Source organism: Cytobacillus sp. GQ23 (assembly GCF_059758675.1).
Map to the genome: position 1 here is coordinate 276,209 of NZ_JCAXER010000001.1, position 23,721 is coordinate 299,929.

Below are 23,721 nucleotides of genomic sequence, written 5' to 3' on the forward strand. Positions count from 1 at the left end.
ATGGCGAGAGCACTTGGCATGATTGAAACAAGAGGGCTGATTGGGTCCATTGAAGCAGCAGATGCCATGCTGAAAGCAGCCGATGTTACTTTGGTGAAGCAGGAAAAAGTGGACGCCGCCTTAGTAACGGTTTTGGTTCAGGGGGATGTCAGCGCTGTTCAGGCTGCAGTAGATGCAGGAAAGGAAGCAGCAGCCAGAGTGGGTGAACTCGTGTCAGCGCATGTTATTCCTCATCCGGATGAAGATATCAAGAAAGCTTTATTGGATGACAGAAAACCTAAGGAACTGAAACAAGAACCTCCTCCTGTAAAAAAGGGAGGAAGCAAAAATAAACAGATGCCTGCTGAGGAACAAGGCAGTGCTGAAGATAAATAGAGTACTCCACTGGCAGGATGAAATGGAGGTACAGCCATGACTTTTAAAAGAAGAAAGCTTGCCGTTATCGGGTCAGGCTTTACGGGTGCGACAGCGGCATTGATGCTCGCCCAAAAGGAATTGGGAGACATCATCTTAGTAGACGTCCCTTCACAGGCAAACCCGACAAAAGGGAAGGCTCTTGATATGCTTGAAGCTGGACCGGTCCAGCGCTTTAATAGCAATATAACCGGCACTTCAAGCTATGAAGACATTCAAGATGCAGATTTAGTATTGATTACGGCCGGAATGCCAAGAAAACCGGGGATGAGCCGGGACGATCTTGTCGCTGTAAATGAGAAGATTATGATCGAAGTATCTCAAAATATAAAAACATACGCACCGGATAGCTATATCATTGTATTAAGCAATCCTGTCGATGCTATGACCTATGTTTGCTATAATACCACTGGTTTCCCGAAGAATCGGGTAATCGGCCAATCGGGAGTATTGGACACAGCCCGATTTAATACATTTGTGGCGCAAGAGCTGGGTGTTTCCATAGAAGATATTTCAGGTTTTGTCCTGGGCGGTCATGGAGATGATATGGTTCCGCTCGTCAGGTATTCGTATGCTGGCGGCATTCCGCTGGAGAAAATTCTGCCTGCCGACCGAATCGAAGCGATTGTGGAAAGAACCAGAAAAGGCGGAGGAGAAATAGTCAATCTGCTTGGCCAGGGAAGCGCCTATTATGCTCCTGCAGCTTCAATGGTTGAAATGGCAGAAGCGATACTGAAAGATAAAAAAAGAATACTGCCTTCAATCGCCTATTTGGAAGGTGAGTATGGATACAGTAACATCTATTTGGGAGTACCTGCAATTCTCGGTGGAAATGGGATAGAAAGTGTCATTGAAATTCCACTGACTGCCGAAGAGAAAAATGGACTGGATCAATCTGTTAAATCTGTACAAAATGTTATGAGCATACTTGAAACTGCAAAAAAGTAAGAGGGCTGGCTTATGAGGACTGATCTCCTCATTGGTCAGCTTTTTTGCATGTTGTTTAAATTGTACAAATCCCGGGTACATTATAATTAACAAGCTTAGCAGCTGCTAACAAAATTTCCAGTAAATAATGATTTGAATAATCTGAAAACTTCTGTTACAATAGAAAAAAGGTCAAGGGGTTGATTACAAATGGAAAAACGTCTACTTAACTCGCCGCAACAGTCTGAGGAAAACGTGTCATTGTTAGCAGAACAAGTCCTGAATCAAGCTCTTAAGGAATACCGAATAGAAAAACTGCGCAAAAAAATTGATGATTCTCTCACTAGCCGAAACAAAAAAGAATTCATGCGCCTTACTGAAGAATTAAAGCAAATTTCGTAGCAATCTCATAATTAAATGTAAAAAAGGCAGCCTGTTCGAAAGAATGGGGCTGTCTTTTGTTGTTATTGGTCTTTATCAGTCGGATTAGTGCCTAAAACCAGGTGAGAGCAGGGGAGAAAGGTACTTAAGCGGGTAGTTTCACTACGGAAATCTGGGTAGATCAGATTTTTAATTAGAAGGATTAGTGACCAAAATTGGAAGAGAGCCGAAGAAATGGTAGTTAATCAGAGGGATTAGTGACCAAAACCGGAAGAGTGCAGAGGAAATGGTAGTTAATAAGAAGGATTGCTTACCAGAATCAGAGCAAGCAGCAAAAAATGGTCGCCATAAACGCTTCATGAAGACCAAAATCCAAAGCAGCCGCAGAAAATGTTCGCCATAAACGCTTCATGAAGACCAAAATCCAGAGCAACCCCAGAAAAAGGTCGCCATTACAGCTCCATGAAGCCCAAAATCCAGAGCAACCCCAGAAAAAGGTCGCCATTACAGCTCCATGAAGCCCAAAATCCAAAGCAACAGCAGAAGAAAGTCGCGATAAACGCTTCATGAAGACCAAAATCCAAAGCAGCCACAGAAAAAGGTCGCCATAAACGCTTCATGAAGACCAAAATACAAAGCAGCCACAGAAAAAGGTCGCCATAAACGCTTCATGAAGCCCAAAATACAAAGCAGCCGCAGAAAAAGGTCGCCATAACAGCTCCTTGAAGCCCAAAATCCAGTGCAACAGCAGAAGAAAGTCGCCATAAACGCTTCATGAAGACCAAAATACAAAACAGCCGCAGAAAAAGGTCGCCATAACAGCTCCTTGAAGCCCAAAATCCATAGCAACAGCAGAAAAAGGTCGCCATAAACGCTTTATGAAGACCAAAATCCAGAGCAACCCCAGAAAATGGTCGCCATAAACGCTTCATGAAGCCCAAAATCCAAAGCAGCCACAGAAAAAGGTCGCCATAACAGCTCCTTGAAGCCCAAAATCCAGAGCAACCACAGAAATTGTTCGCCATAAACGCTTCATGAAGACCAAAATACAAAACAGCCGCAGAAAAAGGTCGCCATAAACGCTTCATGAAGCCCAAAATCCAAAGCAGCCACAGAAAAAGGTCGCCATAAACGCTTCATGAAGCCCAAAATCCAAAGCAGCCACAGAAAAAGGTCGCCATAACAGCTCCATGAAGCCCAAAATCCAGAGCAACAGCAGAAAAAGGTCGCCATAAACGCTTCATGAAGACCAAAATACCAAGCAGCCACAGAAAAAGGTCGCCATAACAGCTCCTTGAAGCCCAAAATCCAGAGCAACCACAGAAATTGGTCGCCATAAACGATTCATGAAGCCCAAAATCCAGAGCAGCTACAGAAAAAGGTCATCATAACAGCTCCATGAAGCCCAAAATCCAGAGCAACCCCAGAAATTGGTCGCCATAAACGCTTCATGAAGCCCAAAATCCAAAGCAGCCACAGAAAAAGGTCGCCATAACAACTCCCCAAAATCCAAGAAACCAAAAATACCCCTCTCTTAACTCAACCACCCCCCGCACAAAATCTTACAAACATAAACATCTCACATCCCCAACCGTTTCACTAAATCGTTCCACATCGTTTCAAAACGAAACACTGAAACAATCCCCAAATACATCAAGCCTTAGTACAAAGGGTAATACCACATTGGCACAATATTTGCATCTAAGCTTTATAAGCAAAAATGAAATAAGAAGCGCAAAGGGGAGAAAGCGATGTTTGAAGAAAAATTGGATTTAAGATTGCCTGGTCCTGTGCAGGTTCCAAAAGAAATACAGCGTGCCATGCTGAGGAGTTTCGATCATCCCATGATGGATTACCGGAATCCAGCCTTCCAGGATGTACTTCAGGAAACGACGGAAAAAGCCAAAATGATTTTCCAGACTGAAAACCTGGTCATCCCGCTTACCTCAAGCGGAGCGTCCGCTCTTGAAACAGCCATTATTAATACCGTTGGCCCTAATGATACAATCATCCTTTGCGTAGTCGGTTATTTTGGGGAGTACCTGCAGGGGATTACGAATCATATCGGCTGTAAAACCGTCAGGGTAGATGCGGAATGGGGAAATATTGTCGATCCTGAAGATGTAAGAAAAGCATTGAAGGAAAATCCGGAGGCAAAAGCGGTTTTTGCCACACACTGTGAAACATCCACTTCTGCAATCAACAATATTAAAGACATTGCGGCCGTTGTAAAAGAAACAGACGCCCTATTTCTTGTTGATGCGGTGAGCTCGATAGTCGGGACTCCTCTTTATATGGACGAATGGGGCATTGATATAGTGGCAACAGGAGGGCAGAAAGCGTTAATGCTGCCTCCGGGACTTGCATTGATTACATTGAGTGAAAAAGCCTGGAATACAGTGAATCATCATCAGTGCCCTTCCTTTTATTTTGACCTTAAAATGTACAAAAAAGGCCTTGAATCTGGAACGGGAACCCCTTATACGCCGAATATATCACTTGTGTGCGGACTGCTTGAGGCCTGCAATATGATAGAAAAAAGCGGCGGGATTGAATCAGAATATAAAAGGCATGGGGCACTTCGCGATATGACCAGAGCGGGAGTCCGGGCATTGGGGCTTGAATTGCTGGTGGATGATTCAGCTGCCAGTCCTACGCTTACCGCAGTAAAATTGAAAAATGCTGATGACTTCAGAAAGATGATGCGGGATGAATTCCATATCGCTTTAGGAGGCGGACTTGGGAAGGTGAAAAATCAGATCTTGCGTCTCGGCCATATGGGGTATACAGATGCGGCAGATATGCTGAAGATGTTCGCAGCAATGGAGCTTGCTTTAAAGAAAAGCGGATATGAAGTGGAATTAGGGGCGGGAGTTTCCGCGGCACAGCGGCATTGGCTTGAACACCCCGACTGTTGACTAACTTGTTCCAAGGAGACGTGAGCCAGAGTGAATCTTATCGAAAAACGACTCGCAGAACTGGCAAGCCTGCCTGCAGTTACCCCTGGAGATCGGATTGAATTAACTCCAGATTGGAAACTTATCAGCGGCAAGAATTCACATTCTGTCTTTAAAGCGTTTTGGGAGCAAGGCTATAAAAAAGTGACCAATCCAGAGACAGTCTTGTTTTCGGCTGCAGGAGAAAAAGAGGATTACCTCCTTACATTCTGTAAAGACAGCGGGATTAGTTTAATAGATTGTGAGCCTGAAGATTATTTTTGTAAAGCAGGTATTAAGCAGGATAGTGCCGTCCTTGCCGGGATTAACCAGCAGATTAAGCAAATGGGTGGCAGCGGATCTATTCCCATTGTAATTTCTCCAGCTGCAATGGCAGATTGCCTGGCAACTTCGTCCTTCGGCATGGTTATACCCGACACCATTTATATCGAATTAATCGGAGCAGCAAATCAGCAATATAGCGGAGAAGCACTCTGCAGCTATTTGCTCGAAACATTTCATGACAGCTTAATAGGCAATGCCGTCATTTTAGGAGGAGCGCTCCTGGAGCAGTTAACCAAACAGGAACGAAGAAATTTGTCACACTTTATTCCTCTTTCCGGCGCTGCGTTTGGGGTATTATCTGCTGATGGACCATTAGGGCAGGTTGAGAGCGTCATTAAAATAAAATTATAACTCTATGAAGACTGATTATTTAGAAAATTCACCGACATTTCTCTTGGCATTTGGTAAGATTAATTTAAAATCATTTTAAAGGTGACAAGAGAAGGAAAAATGAGGTGAAGTGATGTCTGAAATGGCCATTCTGACTCCTATTGACGGACTGATACAGGTTTCAAGGGAAGCCGCAAAGAAAACGGGTGAAGAAGTTGCAATTAAGAAAGTCAGTTTCAGGAATGCAGTAGAATCTGCAAAGGAACTTGAAAAAAACGGGACTGAAGTAATCATTAGCAGAGGGACCATGGCATTAAAGCTAATAGAATCTGACATCGATTTGCCGGTTGTCCAGATCCCGATAACTGGCTATGATTTGCTTCGAACCATTAAGGAAGCACAAAAGCTGGGAGAAAAAATTGGGATCGCAGACACAGAGGAAGTTTTGCAGGGAATCGAAACAATTGAATCTGTGCTGGGCTTATCGATTGAAAAGCACTGTGTATCACTCCCTGAGGAAGCTGAAGCAGCAGTTGAGTCACTCTGCCAAAAACAGATTGATGTTCTAATAGGCAAAAGCATTTTTACTAACAAAGTAAAGGAAGAAACGATAAAAACAGTGATTTTAACGTCCGGTGTAGAATCGGTTATTCAGGCAATAAACGAGGCAAGGAGCCTAATCAATGTCAGACGTTCAGAAATAAAAAGGACCAAAGAACTTCAGGCCATTCTTGATTTTATTGCAGATGGTGTTATAGCAGTGGATGAAAAAGGGGTAATTACCGTTTGCAACCCTTCCGTCTACAGCATACTAAATCTGCCTTATGATTCAGTAATCGGCAAGTCCATAGATGATATTCTCGTTCATTCGCGTATGAGCAAAGTTCTGTCGACTGGAAAAGAGGAGCTCAACCGAATACAGGATGAAAACGGAGTGAAAGTAGTTGCAAACCGAATACCCATTCGGCACGAGAACAAAGTGCTTGGAGCCGTCTGTACCTTCCAGGAGATTAATAGAATTCAGCAGCAGGAACAGGAGATCCGCAAAAAACTGCTTCACAGGGGGCACGTAACGAAATACGGTTTACACAATATTGTCGGTGAAAGCGAAATGTATCAAAAAGCGATTCAAAAGGTGAAGAAGTACTCACAAGTGGATTCCACCATTCTTCTAACAGGGGAAACAGGTGTGGGGAAAGAGGTCTTTGCCCATTTGATCCATAGCTTCAGCAAGCGGTCGGAAGGACCATTTGTTGCAGTGAATTGCGCAGCTATTCCTGAAAACTTATTGGAGAGCGAATTATTTGGGTATGTTGAAGGAGCTTTCACCGGTGCGAAAAAGGGTGGTAAAACCGGTTTGTTCGAATTAGCGCACCAGGGAACAATTTTTCTGGATGAGATTGGCGAATTGGCTGAATCACTGCAGGCACAGCTTCTGAGGGTCCTTCAGGAGGGAGAGGTGATGCGGCTTGGAGATGAAAGGGTCATCCCTATCAATATCCGGGTAATTGCTGCCTCAAACCGTGAACTCGAAGAGATGGTAGAAGAAGGTAAATTCCGGGCCGACCTGTATTATCGCCTTAATATCCTTGATATACCAATCCCGTCATTGCGTGAACGAATTGCGGATATACCGCTGTTATGCGATTTTTTTATAAAAGAACTGAAACCTGGAATCCGAAGAAATATTAAAGGATTTACTGCTGAAGCGACAAAAGTCCTGCAAAGCTATCATTGGCCAGGAAATATACGCCAGCTTAGAAACATTGTCGAAAGAGCTATGATTCTTTCTCCCGAAGAAGCGATTGATTCTGAAACGGTGCTGGCAGCTGGGGGAAAAGACTTTTTAGAACTGAGGGACATAAAGCCGCCTCAGGATAGCGCAGAGGAAGAGGATGAAACGAAGCTTCAGCACCTTGAGAAAGAATATATCCTTGATGTCCTCAGACAGGTTAACGGCAATAAAACAAAAGCTGCCAAGATCCTCGGGATTGGCAGGACGACTCTGTGGAGAAAAATGAACAGTTAGTCAGGAGGAGATTGAATGAATGAAACAAAAACGCCGCCTCCGTTGAATGAAAACATTCTATCTCAATTAAGAGATATCTTCGGAGAAGACAGAATTTTAACCAATTACACTGATATGATGACATATTCTTATGATGCTTCCTTTGAAACGCAGCTTAACCCGAAACAGCCTCAAGTCGCAGTCATTGCCTTAACGACGGAAGAGGTAAGTTCTTGTGTTAAGCTTGCCAATAAATACAGCATTCCTTTATATCCAAGAGGGGCTGCAACTGGCCAGACAGGGGGCGCTGTTCCGGTAAAAGGCGGCATCATGCTGGATTTATCAAAAATGAACCGGATCCTCGAAATAGATCATCGGAATATGCAGGCTATTATTGAGCCAGGAGTAATCCAAAATGATTTAAATGAGGCTTTAAAGCCTTATGGACTGAGGTTTCCTCCAGATCCAGGCAGCGCCAATATGTGTACCATCGGCGGGATGGTATCCAACAATTCAAGCGGTCTGAGAGCAGTCAAATATGGAGTCACCCGCCATTACGTACTCGGAATGGAAGTTGTGCTTCCAACAGGTGATGTGATTGTTACAGGCGGAGCTAATTCGAAAGCGCTGAAGTCGGTTTCAGGCTATGACCTTGCTCACTTAATGATTGGTTCTGAGGGGACCCTTGGAATTATCACCCGTCTTCGCCTGAAATTATTGCCTCTGCCAGTCACCAGAGGAATCGTCCTATGTTCATTTGCACGGCTTGAAGAAGCAGGGGAGGCTGTTAATGCGGTTTTTTCTTCCGGGCTGCAGCCATCTGCGATCGAAATTATGGACTATAATTGTACAAAAGCAGTCAATATGATGAAGCCGGAGCTTAATCTTCCGCTTGAAAATGAAGCCATTCTCGTATTTGAAGTGGATGGAGCCAAGGAAGAGGTTACTTCACAGGTTAACCGCTTAAAAGCTGTGGTTGAAAAGTATACAGATTATATAAAGTTTAGCGATGAACCGGAGGAATGTGAAAAGCTTTGGCAGGCCAGAAAGCTTGTTGGCGCTGCTGTTGGCCTATTGAAACCAGGCGGGTTCAGGGTATATGGCGGAGAAGATATATGCGTGCCAATATCAAGACTTCCTGAAACGCTGCGGGAAATTCACAATATTGCTGACCGGTATAACATCATCTGCGGCATTTATGGCCATGTTGGCGATGGGAATATGCATACAGGGCCTGTCGTTAACATGAATAATCAGCTGGAAATGGAAAATGTGCAAAAAATGATTGACGATATCCATGAACTGGCAATCAAAATGGAAGGAACCACCACAGCAGAGCATGGAGTAGGCATCGTCAGGGCCAAGTATATGGATGTTGAACATGGACCTGCTATGGAAGTAATGAGGGCGATTAAACGGACTCTGGATCCTAACAATATTTTGAACCCGGGGAAAATGGCACTGCCTAACTAGGATGGAGGTGATGAGAAGGTGAAGCTTCTTACCGCGGAAGAATCTATGCGTACATGCGTGCGCTGCGGGGCCTGCCGCAATGTATGTCCCACATTAAATATCACAGGAAGAGAAGCGGACGGGCCAAGAGGAAGAGTATTAATGGCAAGGAGTCTGCTTGAAGGAGATATCCCTGTAAACGAGGAGATAAAAGATCAGCTGGATCGGTGCCTGCTTTGTTCGGCATGTGTGGATGCATGCCCTATTGATGTGCAGGTGCCTGATATTGTCATGCTCGCCAAAGAGAGAATAGCAGCAGCTGTTGAAGCACCCGTGCAGAATTCGTTGCCTGTTCAAACGGATATTAAAAAACCGGCCAAAACTGCGCGCACTTTCAAAGACTTCTTTTTTGACCATATTCTTGCTGATCAGAATAGGCTTAATACGGTTGGAAACTTGCTGTGGTTTTATCAAAAAAGCGGCATGCAGTCTCTAACAAGAAAACTGGGTTTATTGAAATTATTCCCGGATCAGATGAGGCAGATGGAACGAATAACACCAGAATTTCTCCCGCCTTCAAAGAGAAAAGAGCACCAGGAGTTTACATCCAGGGCACAGGAAGAAAAGAATGGAAATGGCCGGGTGGCATTTTTCCATGGATGCATTATGGATGTTATGTTCAGAGAAACCAATGATAATTCAATTAATCTGCTGTCAAAGGCAGGGTTTGATGTGGTCACTCCGAGGTCTCAGGTTTGCTGTGGAGCTCTGCACCACCATAGCGGGAGAAAAGATAAAACAATCGAATTGGCAAAAGCGAACATACAGGCTTTTGAAGAAGCAGATGTTGACTATATCATCACAAATGCGGGAGGATGCGGAGCTGCACTTGCTGAATATGCCGATTTCTTTCGTGATGATCCAGTATGGCTGGAACGGGCAAAAGCTTTCTCCGCTAAGATAAAAGATATTAGTGAAATTATTTATGAAAAAGGCGGGCTGCCTGCCGCATCAGGAAGTGGAGAAAGAGTCACATATCAGCCTTCCTGTCACCTTCAGTACGTGATGAAAGTAAAGGATGCTCCTGCAAAATTGGTAAAACAGATTTCGAACGCTGAGTATGTAGAGCTCCCTGAGAAAAAGTACTGCTGCGGCTCTGCCGGTATTTATAATTTACTGCAGCCAAAACTTGCTAATGATATATTGGACAAAAAAATGACGAATGTGAAAAAAACGAAACCGGCTGTATTAATTACTGCCAATCCAGGATGCTATCTTCAAATGAAGCTTGGTGTTTACCGGGAAGGCATGGAAGGCGTAATTGAATCGAAACATGTGGTTGATTATCTGATGGAATCAATTGAAAAGGCAGAAGCTGAAGAGGCCAAAAAATAGTTTCATAATGATACGGATTAGAAAGACAGATTGTTTCAAAAGAGAACGATAACCAGGCAATTGTCCAATAAAAAGGAATGAGTGCTGCAGACAAACTAAAACAGAGAATGTCCGAATTTTATTGAAAAGGCTTACATTTAATTATCCTAATCTGAAAATTTAGCATTTTTTAATCCCCCCTTTTGGCAACTCGGCACGAAAATTGCATCTTGCTATATGAGTAATGACACATATTGGGGAGGTGACATGACGGCTGCGGCAAGGTAAGAGAATGGAAATGGTTCTGCATCCTATTTGATAAGTGAATACTTACAAGCAAGAAAAATTTCAGAAATTTAAAAATTTTTCTTAATACGGGGGAATGTGTATGAAATTAAAGAAGTTTTCGTTTTTGTCTCTTGTCATTGCATTACTATTCATGTTGCAGGCATGCAGTTCGTCACCTAAAGAAGCAAGTTCGGAAGAAAAGGGAAGCAGCAATTATCCTGAAAGGCAAATTGAAATTGTGGTTGGCTTTGGTGCAGGCGGCGGCAGCGATAATTTTGCAAGGGCTATAGCCAAAGAGCTTAAAGACATACTAGGTGTCAATATCAATGTTGTGAACATGCCTGGAGCATCTGGAATCAACTCTGCTGACCATGTGGCAAGGCAGCCGGCTGATGGTTATACAATCTGGTCTGCTACATCCAATCACCCGGTGAATATTGCGGCAGGTGCAGAAAAAAATGACTTAAGCAAATTAACAGCTGTTGGCAGGGTTCAAAATGACACGATGACGCTTCAAGTAAAGAACGGCGGGAAGTTTAAAGACATCGATGACTTAATTGCACAGGCGAAAGAAAAGCCAGGAGAAATCACGATTGGCGGCACAGGTTCCGCAGGGTTTGACGAACTGGTGGTTAAGCAATTTGAAAAAGCCACTGGAACCAAATTTAACTATATCTCTTTTGAAGGTTCAGGCGAAATGACAGCGGCCCTTCTTGGAGGACATATTGATGTCATTGCAGAGGAGCCCGGACCTTCCATCGCACAGCTGGAAAGCGGTGATATCAAGATGCTAATTGCCTTTACCGAAGAAAAGATGGAAGGATTTGAAGATGTGCCAACCTCTACTGAGATGGGCATCGATGTAACAGATGGACAGGGCAGAGGATTTATGGTTCATGCGGATACACCTCCTGAAATAATAGAGGTGCTGGAAAATGCACTTAAAGAAGCAAAAGACCGGGCAGGATACAAAGAATATGAAAAAGCAAGTTACTTGCATTTGCGTGATGGCTGGTTAGGTGCGGATGATTACAATGCTGAACTGGAGAACTTAATTGATACTTACGGCAGCCTTCTAAATGATATGAACTAACCAAACACAGCAGAAAGGCAGAAACTCAGCCTTTCTGCTGTTTCATGAGAAAAATCGGCTGCAGAGGGTGACAGGCCCAAAGGCAGTGTCGAAATTTGACTAGTTTTATATAACTGTGAAAAATTTATTTATAATATTGACACTTTTCAGAATATTAATTATCATCAACATAGACACTGTATCCTGGATACAGCATTCAGCAATAAAACCCGTTCTGAATTTAGGGGAACTGGAAAGGAGGAGAATATTTAAGTGGTGCAAAGCCTGCAATTTTCACAGCCGCTTTATCAGCAAATCTATGACATTATTAAAAGATCGATCCTGGCAGGTGAATTGAAACCAGGTGAGAAAGTCAATGTTTCACAGTTAGCAGAGAAATATAACATTAGCCGAACCCCGTTAAGAGAAGCTCTGCGCCAGCTGCAAATTGAGGGGTTATTGGTCCAGGACCATCTGGGGCTTAGTGTCGTCAAGCTGGAAGAAAGTGATTTTAATGATTTATATGAATGCCGGCTGATGCTCGAGCCCACCATCACGGGCTTAATTTTGAAAACGATTACAGACAAGGAACTGGAAGAGATTAAGATTATTCTTGTGGATGCAGAAAGGGCATTTGAAGAGGGGAATCACCTTCAATTATTAGAGCTAAATGCACAATTCCATGATCGTCTTTTAGAAGCCAGTCCGAATAAACGGGCATTACACCTGCTTCAGCAGGTTCGTTCATTTCTATTGCTCTACCGTGCCAATATCCTCAAAAATAATGAGCACAACAGAGAAATCCTTAAGGAACATCGCCAAATCCTTAATGCTCTAATAGCTCGTGATGAGGAATCGGTTATACGAAACGTAAAAATTCATCTTCGGAATGATTTAGAACGCGGAACCAATATGATCCGCGAGTAATAAAAAAGGGGAACATCTCCACTCGCCAAAATAGAAATGTTCCACCCATAATAAATAAATCGACCTTAATTATACCATACAAAGATAAAAATTGTATAGAAATGAACAACTGCCGGTTCAATCGGGCTCGCTTCAGACACACAAATTATAGATGGGGTGTTTGAAATGGGACCTTTACAAGGAATGAAAGTCCTTGATGCTTCTCAAATAATGGCTGGGCCATACTGTACGATGGTTTTAGCTGATTTAGGAGCAGATGTCATGAAAGTAGAAAAAGTCAACGGCGGTGATGATTCCCGGCAAATGGGGCCATATGTGAATGGGGAATCCACTTGTTTTTTTCAGATCAACCGCAACAAACAAAGCATTGCACTTAATCTTAAAAGTGAAGAAGGCAAGGAGATTTTCTATAAGCTCGCAAAAGAAGCGGACGTTGTTGTAGAAAATTACCGTCCCGGCGTTACGAAGTCGCTCGGCATTGATTATGAAAGCTTGAAGAAAATTAACCCAGCTCTTGTCTATTGTTCCATTTCAGGTTATGGACAGACTGGTCCCTATTCCCATAAAGGCGGATTCGATCTTGTTGCCCAAGGGATGACAGGTTTAATGAGCATGACAGGGGAAAAAGGGATGAGGCCCATGAAGTCTGGAATAGCTGTTTATGATATAGGCGCAGGGATTACAGCTGCCTACTCCATTCTTGCAGCCTATATTCATAAAATGAAAACAGGCAAAGGGCAGCATCTGGATATAGCTCTTGCCGAAATAGGACTGCCTTGGTTTACATGGGAAGCAGGTGCTTATTTTGCTGAAGGCACGATTCCGCAAGCGACTGGGTGGCGGCACAGAGTCTCAGCTCCATATCAGGCTGTTAAAACAAAATCAGGCTATATGATGCTTGGATGTGCAAATCAAAGAACATGGGAAAGGTTTTGCATAGAGGTTGCTGAAAAGCCCGAATGGATTACCGACCCGCGATATAAAACGAATTTATTAAGAAATAAGCATGTCCTAGAACTTGAAGAAGATATTGAAGAAGTATTAATGCGTCACGAAACGGAGTATTGGATTGATCGCTGTGAAAAAGCAGGAGTTCCAGCAGGGCCAATCAATAATTTTGCAGAAGCTGTGCAGGATCCCCACTACGATGCAAGAGGGATGATTGAAGAAGTTGAGCATCCGGTTATCGGAAAAATGAAGATGATCGGCATTCCAACGAAATTCTCAGAAACACCGGGCAAAGTACGAACGGCGTCCCCTCTTTTCGGACAGGATACCGTGGCCGTGCTGGAAAAACTGGGCTACGACCAAGATGATATTACAAAGCTTACAGAGTCAGGTGCGGTGAAAACTATGGAAGATACGAATTTAATGAAAAAAAATGAAGAGAAAGGTTGTAGAAACCATGTCTAAAAACCTTGAAGCCATAAATGAAGAAAAAACATGCCGCGACCCTGTTTTTTTGGAAAAAGAAGGTGAAATCGCATACATTTGTTTCAACCGTCCGGAAAAACGGAATGCGTTAAGCTTTGATATATGGACAAAAATTCCTGAGCTCATGGAAGAATGTGAACAGGATTCCAACATAAAAGTGATTATCTTTAAAGGAAAAGGATCAGTCGCCTTTTCTGCAGGGGCAGATATCAAAGAATTTAAAACGCTGAGATATACGGCTGAGGGAGCAGAAAAATATAACGAAGCTACCATGATAGCTGAAAAAGCTATTATGAATGCCTCTAAGCCAACGATTGCCATGATTCGGGGTTTTTGTGTAGGGGGAGGCTGTGAAATTGCGGTGGCCTGTGATTTCAGGTTTTCAGATGAAAACGGGAAGTTTGGCATAACCCCTGCAAAGCTTGGATTGGTATACAATACGCCGGGAACCAAAAACGTTGTAGACTTAGTTGGCCCATCCAAAGCGAAAGATATTCTCTACACCGGACGATTACTGGATGCTGAAGAAGCTTTACAGATTGGCCTGATTGACCGGATCATCCCTTCCGTGTCCATTAAGGAGGAAACTCTCTCTTATGCGGAGTTAATTTGCAGAAATGCTCAAGCCTCCGTCAGAGGGTCGAAGAAAATAATCAATGAAGTACTGTCTGGTGCCCAGGAGGATTCACCTGAAGCATCAAAGCTGATCATTGAATCCTTTCTCTCTGAGGATTATAAAGAAGGAGTCCGATCTTTCCTGGAAAAACGGAAACCAAATTTCAAATATTCATAGAAATCAACCGGTTAACCTTCAGTCAGCAGAGGTAAGTCTTAAGGGCAGAGCAGGAAATTTATGGAGGAACTGCAATGGTTCCAACTAATAAAAAAGGATGGAGAATACATGAAAATGAGCAAGTTCTCACTATTATCGCTGCTTACCATACTGCTTTTGGTCCTGCAAGGCTGCAGTTCAGGGACAAGTGCCAATTCAGATGGAAAAAACAGTACAGGCAAATATCCTGAAAGAGATATCGAAATTGTTGTCGGATGGGGTGCCGGCGGAGGAACCGATACCTTTGCGCGCTCAATCGCCAAAGAAATGAGCGATACACTTGATGTTAATATAAATGTGGTCAATTTACCTGGTGCCTCAGGTGCTAACGCCGGCGACCATACAGCGAGACAGCCTGCGGATGGCTATACTATCTGGGCGATTTCTTCCAACTATCCGATCAATGTTGCCCGAAAAACCACTCCGCATGATTTGAGCCAATATAAAGCGATAGGACGTGTTCAGCAGGATACCATGTCCCTCCAGGTACTTAAAGGAAAAAAGTTCACTGACTATGAAGATTTTATTAAACAGGCTAAGGGGAGCCCAGGCAAAATTTCTGTAGGAGGAACAGGAGCTGTAGGGTTTGATGAATTGGTTCTGCGGCAGTTTGAAGAAAAGGCCGGGATCAAACTTAATTATATTTCCTATGAAGATGCAGGGGAGATGCATGCAGCCTTGTTAGGCGGACATATTGATGGGATGCTTGAAGAAATCGGTCCCAGCATTGCCCAAATTGAAGATAGGTCTGTTGAAATGCTGCTGGCATTTACAGACAAGAAATTAGAAGGCTTTGAAGAGACACCTATTTCGACGGAAAAAGGAATTGACCTCACAGAAGGACAAGAACGCGGATTGCTGGTGCACGCCGATACTCCAGATGAGATTGTTGACGCACTTCAGCAGGCATTAGAGAAAGCAAAAGACAGTGAAGAATATATGAAGTATGAGAAAGACAGTTATCTGCATTTACGTGACGGCTGGCTGAATGGGGAGGACTTTAAAAAGAATCTTGAGAACAAAATAAAAACATACGAATCGATTGTAGAGGGCCATTAAGCAGAAACAAGTCATCGGGAGAACGCATTTTCCCGATGACTTTTAAAAAGTCAGGGGGGTAAAATATGACTTTAGAACGCAACCTTTCAATAATAATGATTGTTTTTTCATCTTTTTTTCTGGTGATGTCCTTCCAAATTGAAAATAGGACAGGAAACTTTATTGCACCTGGAGCCTGGCCTGCAGCCCTAATGCTTTTAATGCTCATCTTGTCTGTTTTCTTATTGATTAGGACGTTTAAGGCTAAAAATAATCAGAATATACAGAAAAGTGATTCGGAAAATGAAGCTGATGATGAAAAACTTGTTTATCCAAAAAGGTTCTTCCTTATGCTGGTGATTCTTGCCGTCTATACATTCGTTTTGGGTTATGTTGGTTTTATTGTCTCCACTATCTTTGGGGTTTTTGCTTTAGCTATTCTCTTCGGCATGAAAGGCAGGGTGCGTCCGTTTTTAACCGGTGTCCTTTCAACCGCAGGGTCCATTGTACTGTTTCCAATTCTGCTGAACTTGCCTTTCCCAAGGGGAATAGGGATTTTCCAGGTGTTCAGTTTGATGTTTTATTAACGGCCATTCTAATAAAAGAGGTGATTCACATTGGTTGAAGGACTTTTAGGCGGTTTTGGGAATCTTTTCGAACCATTCAATCTGTTCATACTATTGATCGGTGTCCTGCTTGGATTTATAGGAGGCGGCATACCTGGAATCAGCGGAACCATGCTCGTTATTATCCTCCTGCCGGTCAGCTATGCAATGGACCCGACTGCGGCCTTTTTGCTGCTGACTTCCATCTATGCTACTTCGGTATTTTCCGGTTCTATCAGCGCTATTTTATTCCGGACTCCCGGGACACCCGAAGCTGTGGCTACCATATTTGACGGATACCCTATGGCTAAAAAAGGCGAAGGGGGGAAAGCACTCGGCATCTCCATATTCAGCTCTGCCACTGGAGGTGTATTTGGTACGATTGTCTTGATTTTTCTAACACCTCTTCTTGCATCATTTGCTCTTAAGTTTTCTTCTCCTGAATACTTTGCTCTGGCACTGATGGGGCTTACCGTAGTAGCTTCCCTAAGTGCCGGAAATCTTGTGAAAGGATTCATTGGCGTTTCATTTGGTTTGTTCATTGCAACGATTGGAATCGATACGATGACTGGGGTCCCCCGATTTACTTTCGGTTCTGGCCAATTAATGTCAGGAATTGATTTCATTCCTGTCCTGATTGGATTATTCGCCATTTCTGAAGTGCTGCGGCGAGTGCAGCAGGTCCATAAAGTCAATTCAAAGCAAAAGGTCAGATCTGAACTCCCTAACTGGAATATTATGAAACGGATATCCGGTGTCATTGGGCGTTCATCAATATTAGGTGTTTTTATCGGCATTTTGCCGGGAATTGGGGCAACGACTGCTGCCATGCTGAGCTATAGTGAAGCAGCCCGCTGGTCTAAAAATTCCAAAGATTTCGGAACTGGCATACCAGAGGGGATTGCTGCCCCTGAATCAGCCAATAATGCAGCAGCTATGGGAGCTATGGTTCCATTGCTGTCTCTTGGAATTCCCGGGAGTGCTACAACCGCCATCTTACTGGGGGCCTTTATTCTTCACGGAATACAGCCAGGTCCACTAATGTTTTCAACACAGGGATCTTTGATTTATACCATTTTAATGGGTCTTCTTGTTGCTAATCTATTAATCATTGTCATTGCAAAACCGTTTATTTCTGTGTTCTCCAAGATTCTTCAGGTTCCGTATACAGTGATAGGGCCATTAATCGTGCTGTTTTGTATAGTGGGAACCTTTGCTGTTCGAAACTCCATCTTTGATGTTGGCATGATGCTTCTGTTCGGCATTATTGGCTACTACCTGGAAAATGCTAAATTCCCTTTGGCTCCGATTGTTTTAGGAGTGGTACTTGGCCCAATTGCCGAAGATCAATTTAGAAGAGCGATGCAAATGTCCAATAATGATATATCCATCTTCTTTACCAGGCCTATCGCGTTAACATTTATCATCCTATCAATCATCAGTATATTGTATCCGCTTCTAAATAAATGGGTTAAGAACAGGAAAAACCGTTTAAATGATTCAGGCAATACAATCGCCTCATAAAAAAGAATAGGAGCTGTTTTGAATGATCTATGAATTTGAAGGCATGAAACCTGCTGTCCATGAATCTGTATACTTGGCCCCAAATACGTATGTGATCGGGAATGTTAAGCTGGAAGCTGATGTATCCATATGGTTTAATACTGTGCTAAGAGGGGACAATGACTCTATTAAAATCGGAAGGGGTACAAATGTTCAGGAAGGAACCATGATTCATGTGGATGAAGGGTATCCCGTCAGCATAGGAAAAAACGTAACCATTGGACATAACTGTGTTATTCATGGCTGCACAATCGAAGATGGAGCTCTTATAGGCATGGGAGCGATTGTCTTAAACGGAGCACATATCAAAGAAGGGGCCGTTGTCGCCGCTGGTGCCGTTGTAGGAGAACATAAAGTAATCGAAAATCATACCCTTGCTGCAGGTGTTCCTGCAAAGCCTCTAAAACCAGTGAATGAGGAATTAAAAGGACGTATCCTGGAAGGGGCAAAATTCTATCAGAAAAACGGGGTAAAATTTCGCCGCAATGGAATCGTTTCCGAGCTAACCAGTTCCTTTTAGACGGAAGATTAGCCTAAATCTGAAAATGATGAGCTGAGACACAGGATTTCCTGTATCCTTTATGGAAATCAATTTATAGTGTCTTTCAGCTCTCTTTTTATTTTATTCTATAAAGTTCGCATTATTTTTAAGATAGGAGGATCATGATGAGCCATACACAATGCAGCAGTGTCATTTCTCTCGAGCAAATCAGCTGGAAAAGAAACGGAAAAAACATTCTTGATCATGTATCCTGGGAGGTGCAGAAAGGAGAGCATTGGGCACTCCTTGGATTAAACGGATCTGGAAAAACCACCATCCTGAATATGATTACCGGCTATAAATGGCCTAACGGCGGAAGTGTTTCAGTACTGGGCAATGTTTTCGGAAAAACCAACATCCCGGAACTAAGAAGATCCATTGGTTGGGTCAGCACATCGCTGGATGACAAATTTCAGTTCCGTCCGGCTGATACGGCACTTGAGATTGTATTAAGCGGTAAATTTGCGTCTATTGGGCTGTATGAGGAGATTACGCAGCAAGATTTAGAACAGGCAAAAGAATTAATGAAGCAATTTGGCATCAGCCATGTTGAAAACCAGACGCTTACCTCACTTTCTCAAGGAGAGAAACGAAAGGCAATGATTGCGAGAGCGATGATGTCTTCCCCCCGTTTATTAATATTGGATGAACCATGTAATGGCCTTGACATCTATTCCAAAGAAGAATTGCTGTCCTCTATAGAGAAGATGATGTCCATTCCAGATGGTCCCACCGTCATTTATGTGACTCATCATATTGAAGAAATCGTTCCATCCATTTCCCATGTAATGCTCCTGAAATCAGGCAAAGTTGTGGCGCAGGGTGAGAAACATACTGTCGTGACAGAGCGGAAACTGGAGGAAACATTCCGTGTTCCTTTATCAGTAGAGTGGGAAAACGGCCGTGCCTGGATTCGTGTTAAATCTTCACAGCCCGTTATAAGCGGAGGCAAGCAGCTAATGTAAGGAGGAATGGTACCTTGGAAATTAAATTGGCATATGGGAAAGAAGGACTTCTGGTCAATCTTCCCGATCATACAGAAGTAATTGAACCTGTCCATATTCCCGGCTTGGATGACGAAAAACAAAAAGCAGTTAAAGCCATGAGAAATCCCATTGGGACAAAGCCATTAAAAGAAATGGTAAAAAGCACGGATACGGTTTCAATTGTCATTAGCGATATGACAAGACCCACACCAAATTATAAGCTGGTTCCGTGGATAATGGAAGAATTAAGCCATGTCCCGGCAGACCAATTTATCATCATTAATGGCACAGGCAGTCACCGTGACAATACAAGAGAAGAGCTTATTCAAATGCTTGGGGAGGACATTGTGAAACGGGTGCGGGTCATTAATAATAATGCATTCGATCGGACCACACAGACCTACCTGGGCACAACCTCATACGGGGGTGAGGTTTACTTTAATAGTGAATATTGCCAAAGTGATTTTAAAATTGTTACAGGCTTTATTGAACCGCACTTTTTTGCTGGGTTCAGCGGGGGGCCAAAGGGTATAATGCCTGGCATTGCCGGGATTGATACCATTATGCATTTTCATAATGCCAGAATGATCGGAGATAAAGACAGTACCTGGGGTAAAATTGAAGGCAACCCGGTTCAAGGGGAAGCAACAGAAGCAGCCCTTATGGCCAAACCGGATTTTATGCTGAATGTAACGCTGAACGGAGATAAAGAGATTACCAACTTTTTTGCAGGCGATGTTATTTTGGCTCATAGAACGGGATGTGAATATGTCAAAGAACATTCAATGGTGGCATGCGAAGAGCCATTCGATATTGTGATTACAAGCAATAGCGGGTATCCTTTGGACCAGAATTTATATCAGGCTGTTAAAGGGATGAGCGCTGCACAAAAAATTGTAAAAAAGGGCGGCGCCATTATCTGCGCTTCCGAATGCAGCGACGGCCTGCCAAACCACGGAAATTACGCGGAAATTCTAAAAATGAAAGCAACTCCGCAAGAAATATTAGACATGATCGAGGATCCGGCCTTTTCAATTTTTGACCAATGGCAAGTTCAAAAACAGGCCATTATTCAAGTGTGGGCTGATGTGTATGTATATTCAAGCCTATCAAATGAAGATATTAAGAATGCTATGTTCCTCCCGTCTTCCTCTATTGAAAAAACAGTGAAAGAACTGCAGCAAAAGCATGGAAAAGATTTAAGGATTGCGGTTATGCCGCTTGGGCCCTTAACCATTCCATACATTAAGGAATCTGTTAAAAGCTGAATATGAGAAACCAATCACAAAAAATTTTGGATTCGTTCAATTTATCCTATGATGAAAAGGAATGATAGTTAAGGCTGGGAAAATCCTTGCAATTTCTTTCATTTTCATTAAGAATGAGAGAATAATGATCCCATAGGAGATATTGGAGGAATAGAATTGGTTCGTTTCGGTATAGTAGGCACAAATTGGATTACAGAAAGATTTTTAAAAGCGGCATTGCAGGCTGAAGATTTCCAACTCTCAGCTGTATATTCCCGCACGGATGAAAAAGCAAAAGAATTTGCAGGCAAATATGGAGTAGAGAAGACTTTTACTGATCTGCAGACTATGGCTGCAAGCGGAGAAATTGATGCTGTTTATATTGCAAGTCCGAATTCCCTGCATGCAGAGCAGGCAACTATTTTTATGAATAACCATGTTCATGTTCTATGCGAAAAGCCAATCGCTTCAAATGCAAAGGAACTGCAGAAGATGATCAACGCTGCAAAAGAAAATAATGTTCTGCTCATGGAAGCACTTAAATCTACCTTAATGCCTAATTTCTTGGCGGTAAAAGAAAACCTATCTAAAATCGGACAGGTTCGCAGGTATTTTGCAAACTATTGCCAGTACTCTTCCAGGTATGATGCCTACAGGGAGGGAACAGTGCTGAATGCATTCAAACCCGAATTTTCGAATGGTTCATTAATGGACATCGGTATTTACTGCATTTATCCCCTTGTGGCTTTATTCGGTAAACCGGAGGAAATTAAAGCTGCCGGCTTTAAATTGGAGTCCGGGGTCGATGGGGAAGGAAGCATGGTTCTTAAATACCCTGATATGGATGCAGTGATCATGTTCAGTAAAATAACCGACTCAAGTCTCCCTTCCGAAATACAAGGAGAAGACGGAAATCTCGTTATAGACAGAATAAGCAATCCTGAAAAAGTGGAACTGCATTATCGGAACGGAGAGAGGGAGGACCTCACCCGGGATCAATTAAGCGATACCATGTATTACGAAGCAGTAGAATTCATAAATCTGATTCAGTCCGGCAAAACCGAATCAGAAGTGAACTCGTTTGCAAACTCCATAGCAACGATGGAAATTCTGGATGAAGCACGCAGGCAAATCGGTGTGATTTATCCAGCTGACCAGAAATAATCGAAAGGACCGAACAATTGCTGTTCGGTCCTTTTTAGTTCTATTGACACTTTATAGTATAGATATTTTTTGTCATTATCACTCAATTGGTAAAATTGGAGTAATTTTACAAGAGTTAAAGCTTTTAAACTACTCTATTAGTACTTATTTCGCTACACGAAATTTGTCTAAAGAATAGGTAGCATACTCTATTAACTCACTATAGCTTCTCTACTAGAATTAATAGTGTAAGTTAATCTATCAATTCTGGGGGAATGAATTTCATGACATTAAAGAAAAAAGTTCTATCAGTATCACTGACAGGTTTAATGGCGCTGGGTGCTGTTACAGCAGTGGGCATGCCTGCAGGTGCAGTAGGAAATGGGCCGGGCACAGGAAACGGGTCCATCCAGACTTCTATACTGCATACATATGCCAGTTTAACAGATTATTTGAAAACACAGGATGCCAAACAGGAAGCCATGCAGCTTGAAGTTATCGGCCAGACGGTTAAAGGCCGTGATATTCATATGGCAAAATACATATCCAACCCTGAAAATCCAACTATTCTCTTTCTGACTCAGCAGCACGGAAATGAGCAGCTGACAACGGAAGGAGCCTTGGAGTTTATCAAACACCTTGGCACCGGGAAATCAAGCGGAGTCCTAAAAGATGTCAATATTCTCGTTATCCCAATGCTTAACGCAGATGGAGCCATGGGGGATGTGGACTTCTCACTTGACGATTACCTTGCCGATGACGACCGCCATTTAACTCGCTATAATGCCAATCGTGTGGATTTGAATCGGGAACATGATAAAGAACCAAGCGAAATGGAGCCTGAAGCGCGTGCTCTACATGAAAATGTGTTCCAGAAATATAATATCGATTACATGATCGATCTTCACCATCAGGGCACTTTAAGTGAAACGGAAGGAAAGCTTGTATCCGGAAGCATTCTTTATCCGACCAACAGCAATGTAAAGCCGGAGGTTCTTGAAAAATCTAAAAAGCTTGGATCTGTTGTGTTTAACACGCTTCACAATACAGGCTGGGGCCACATTGGCAAATATGTCGGCGGCACAGGTGAAAACATTGGCCGAAACGGCGCTGCAGTCCGCTACGACATTTCCACCCTTCTTTTTGAAATGCGCGGAATGTCCGACCACAACTACGAGCCATACGCCCTTGGACAAAAGAGCAACGGCTACCTCATCAAGCAGACAATTAACACACTGGATGCGACAGTAAGAGCAATTGCAGACGGATCAATCAATTCTGCTGACATCAGCTTCTGGGATACCCTGCCTGAGCAGACAACAAGGCAAAACGGAGAAAGTGACGAATAGAATTTCTGCATCCCCGGTTATCATGCCGGGGGTGTTTTTTGTTGGGAAAACAGCTATGTGTTGAAGACCTGGTTGTCCTCTTCTGGGCAAGGTAATGGCAACCAGAGATGACCTTAAGCATTTTACACCATATATTTTGAAAAAGAGAAATAAGATGCCTCAAAGAGCAGGATAGATGTGTCTATTTCAGCAAAAGGGAATATAAGCAGCTTCCACCCGTCAGATTAACTTGACGTTACCGCCAAAAATCAAAACAAGCTGCACCACTCCCAACCAAACCTCACATTAAAAGCAAAAACCTTGGATCCAGCATAATCTTCAATAACAAAACCCAAACCCATAGGCTAATTTAACGTAAATTAAGACAAACAAGATCTGGTACTTTTCTAACGGTTTTCAGTGAGGAAAAGCCCATTTATAAGATTTTTATAATTTTCTTTTAATAAGTTGTTGACAATTCCTATGGGTATGGTAGGATTAATCTCAACATAACAAAAAAAATAAAAAAACGTATCCTTTCCTTAACAAA

22 protein-coding genes are annotated in these 23,721 nt (G+C 42.9%); 20 read left to right on the top strand and 2 right to left on the bottom strand.

Features of this window, described 5'->3' with window-relative positions; translation table 11 throughout:
• From AC6CHU_RS01400 to AC6CHU_RS01410, 3 genes are all read left to right on the top strand, one after another.
• Complete coding sequence (locus AC6CHU_RS01400) at window positions 1-375, top strand: BMC domain-containing protein (protein ID WP_159866334.1); 375 nt, start codon at window positions 1-3, stop codon at window positions 373-375.
• A 36-nt stretch (window positions 376-411) separates the two neighbouring features.
• Window positions 412-1,362 (top strand): malate dehydrogenase, encoded by a 951-nt coding sequence (mdh, locus tag AC6CHU_RS01405; RefSeq protein ID WP_159866337.1) that lies wholly within the window; start codon window positions 412-414, stop codon window positions 1,360-1,362.
• Between the two features lie 189 nt (window positions 1,363-1,551).
• Complete coding sequence (locus AC6CHU_RS01410; protein ID WP_159866340.1) at window positions 1,552-1,743, top strand: IDEAL domain-containing protein; 192 nt, start codon at window positions 1,552-1,554, stop codon at window positions 1,741-1,743.
• A 298-nt stretch (window positions 1,744-2,041) separates the two neighbouring features.
• Here AC6CHU_RS01410 and AC6CHU_RS01415 read toward each other — a convergent pair whose 3' ends face one another.
• Both AC6CHU_RS01415 and AC6CHU_RS01420 read right to left on the bottom strand, forming a co-directional pair.
• On the bottom strand, window positions 2,042-2,290 hold the full coding sequence (locus AC6CHU_RS01415; RefSeq protein ID WP_498119746.1) for a hypothetical protein: 249 nt from the start codon (window positions 2,288-2,290) through the stop codon (window positions 2,042-2,044).
• A gap of 100 nt (window positions 2,291-2,390) precedes the next feature.
• Window positions 2,391-2,810 carry a hypothetical protein gene (locus AC6CHU_RS01420; RefSeq protein WP_498119748.1) on the bottom strand — a complete coding sequence of 140 codons (420 nt, stop codon included), beginning with the start codon at window positions 2,808-2,810 and terminating at the stop codon, window positions 2,391-2,393.
• 663 nt (window positions 2,811-3,473) lie between these two features.
• On the opposite strand from AC6CHU_RS01420, the gene AC6CHU_RS01425 reads away from it, so the two are divergent.
• The 17 genes from AC6CHU_RS01425 (at window position 3,474) to AC6CHU_RS01505 (ending at window position 23,192) form a co-directional block, all read left to right on the top strand.
• A complete protein-coding gene (locus AC6CHU_RS01425) occupies window positions 3,474-4,640 on the top strand; it encodes a pyridoxal-phosphate-dependent aminotransferase family protein (RefSeq protein ID WP_498119750.1) in 1,167 nt (388 codons plus the stop codon).
• 30 nt (window positions 4,641-4,670) lie between these two features.
• Window positions 4,671-5,354 carry a hypothetical protein gene (locus tag AC6CHU_RS01430; protein WP_498119752.1) on the top strand — a complete coding sequence of 228 codons (684 nt, stop codon included), beginning with the start codon at window positions 4,671-4,673 and terminating at the stop codon, window positions 5,352-5,354.
• A gap of 112 nt (window positions 5,355-5,466) precedes the next feature.
• Window positions 5,467-7,362 (top strand): sigma 54-interacting transcriptional regulator, encoded by a 1,896-nt coding sequence (locus AC6CHU_RS01435; protein ID WP_498119754.1) that lies wholly within the window; start codon window positions 5,467-5,469, stop codon window positions 7,360-7,362.
• 15 nt (window positions 7,363-7,377) lie between these two features.
• Window positions 7,378-8,814: an FAD-binding oxidoreductase gene (locus AC6CHU_RS01440; RefSeq protein WP_159866358.1), complete on the top strand. Its 1,437-nt coding sequence runs from the start codon at window positions 7,378-7,380 to the stop codon at window positions 8,812-8,814.
• 18 nt (window positions 8,815-8,832) lie between these two features.
• Entirely contained in the window at window positions 8,833-10,188 is a 1,356-nt protein-coding gene (locus tag AC6CHU_RS01445; protein ID WP_498119756.1) for a (Fe-S)-binding protein, read from the top strand.
• A gap of 367 nt (window positions 10,189-10,555) precedes the next feature.
• A complete protein-coding gene (locus AC6CHU_RS01450) occupies window positions 10,556-11,548 on the top strand; it encodes a tripartite tricarboxylate transporter substrate binding protein (protein ID WP_498119758.1) in 993 nt (330 codons plus the stop codon).
• A gap of 252 nt (window positions 11,549-11,800) precedes the next feature.
• A complete protein-coding gene (locus tag AC6CHU_RS01455; RefSeq protein WP_159866367.1) occupies window positions 11,801-12,454 on the top strand; it encodes a GntR family transcriptional regulator in 654 nt (217 codons plus the stop codon).
• A gap of 165 nt (window positions 12,455-12,619) precedes the next feature.
• Window positions 12,620-13,867, top strand: a complete 1,248-nt coding sequence (locus tag AC6CHU_RS01460; protein WP_498119760.1) for a CaiB/BaiF CoA transferase family protein — start codon at window positions 12,620-12,622, stop codon at window positions 13,865-13,867.
• Window positions 13,860-14,681: an enoyl-CoA hydratase-related protein gene (locus AC6CHU_RS01465; protein WP_498119762.1), complete on the top strand. Its 822-nt coding sequence runs from the start codon at window positions 13,860-13,862 to the stop codon at window positions 14,679-14,681. Before AC6CHU_RS01460 ends, AC6CHU_RS01465 begins: the two co-directional genes overlap by 8 nt.
• Window positions 14,682-14,741: 60 nt before the next feature.
• Window positions 14,742-15,779: a tripartite tricarboxylate transporter substrate binding protein gene (locus AC6CHU_RS01470; RefSeq protein WP_498119764.1), complete on the top strand. Its 1,038-nt coding sequence runs from the start codon at window positions 14,742-14,744 to the stop codon at window positions 15,777-15,779.
• 65 nt (window positions 15,780-15,844) lie between these two features.
• Entirely contained in the window at window positions 15,845-16,345 is a 501-nt protein-coding gene (locus AC6CHU_RS01475) for a tripartite tricarboxylate transporter TctB family protein (protein ID WP_498119766.1), read from the top strand.
• Between the two features lie 30 nt (window positions 16,346-16,375).
• A complete protein-coding gene (locus AC6CHU_RS01480) occupies window positions 16,376-17,887 on the top strand; it encodes a tripartite tricarboxylate transporter permease (RefSeq protein WP_159866378.1) in 1,512 nt (503 codons plus the stop codon).
• 22 nt (window positions 17,888-17,909) lie between these two features.
• Window positions 17,910-18,446 (top strand): gamma carbonic anhydrase family protein, encoded by a 537-nt coding sequence (locus AC6CHU_RS01485; RefSeq protein WP_251282974.1) that lies wholly within the window; start codon window positions 17,910-17,912, stop codon window positions 18,444-18,446.
• 146 nt (window positions 18,447-18,592) lie between these two features.
• Window positions 18,593-19,432, top strand: coding sequence for an ABC transporter ATP-binding protein (locus AC6CHU_RS01490; RefSeq protein ID WP_251282975.1), 840 nt, complete (start codon window positions 18,593-18,595; stop codon window positions 19,430-19,432).
• A 14-nt stretch (window positions 19,433-19,446) separates the two neighbouring features.
• Window positions 19,447-20,721: a nickel-dependent lactate racemase gene (gene larA / locus AC6CHU_RS01495; protein WP_251282976.1), complete on the top strand. Its 1,275-nt coding sequence runs from the start codon at window positions 19,447-19,449 to the stop codon at window positions 20,719-20,721.
• 156 nt (window positions 20,722-20,877) lie between these two features.
• A complete protein-coding gene (locus AC6CHU_RS01500) occupies window positions 20,878-21,864 on the top strand; it encodes a Gfo/Idh/MocA family protein (RefSeq protein WP_159866387.1) in 987 nt (328 codons plus the stop codon).
• Between the two features lie 263 nt (window positions 21,865-22,127).
• Window positions 22,128-23,192: a M14 family zinc carboxypeptidase gene (locus AC6CHU_RS01505; protein ID WP_498119770.1), complete on the top strand. Its 1,065-nt coding sequence runs from the start codon at window positions 22,128-22,130 to the stop codon at window positions 23,190-23,192.
• The last annotated feature ends 529 nt before the right edge of the window (window positions 23,193-23,721 follow it).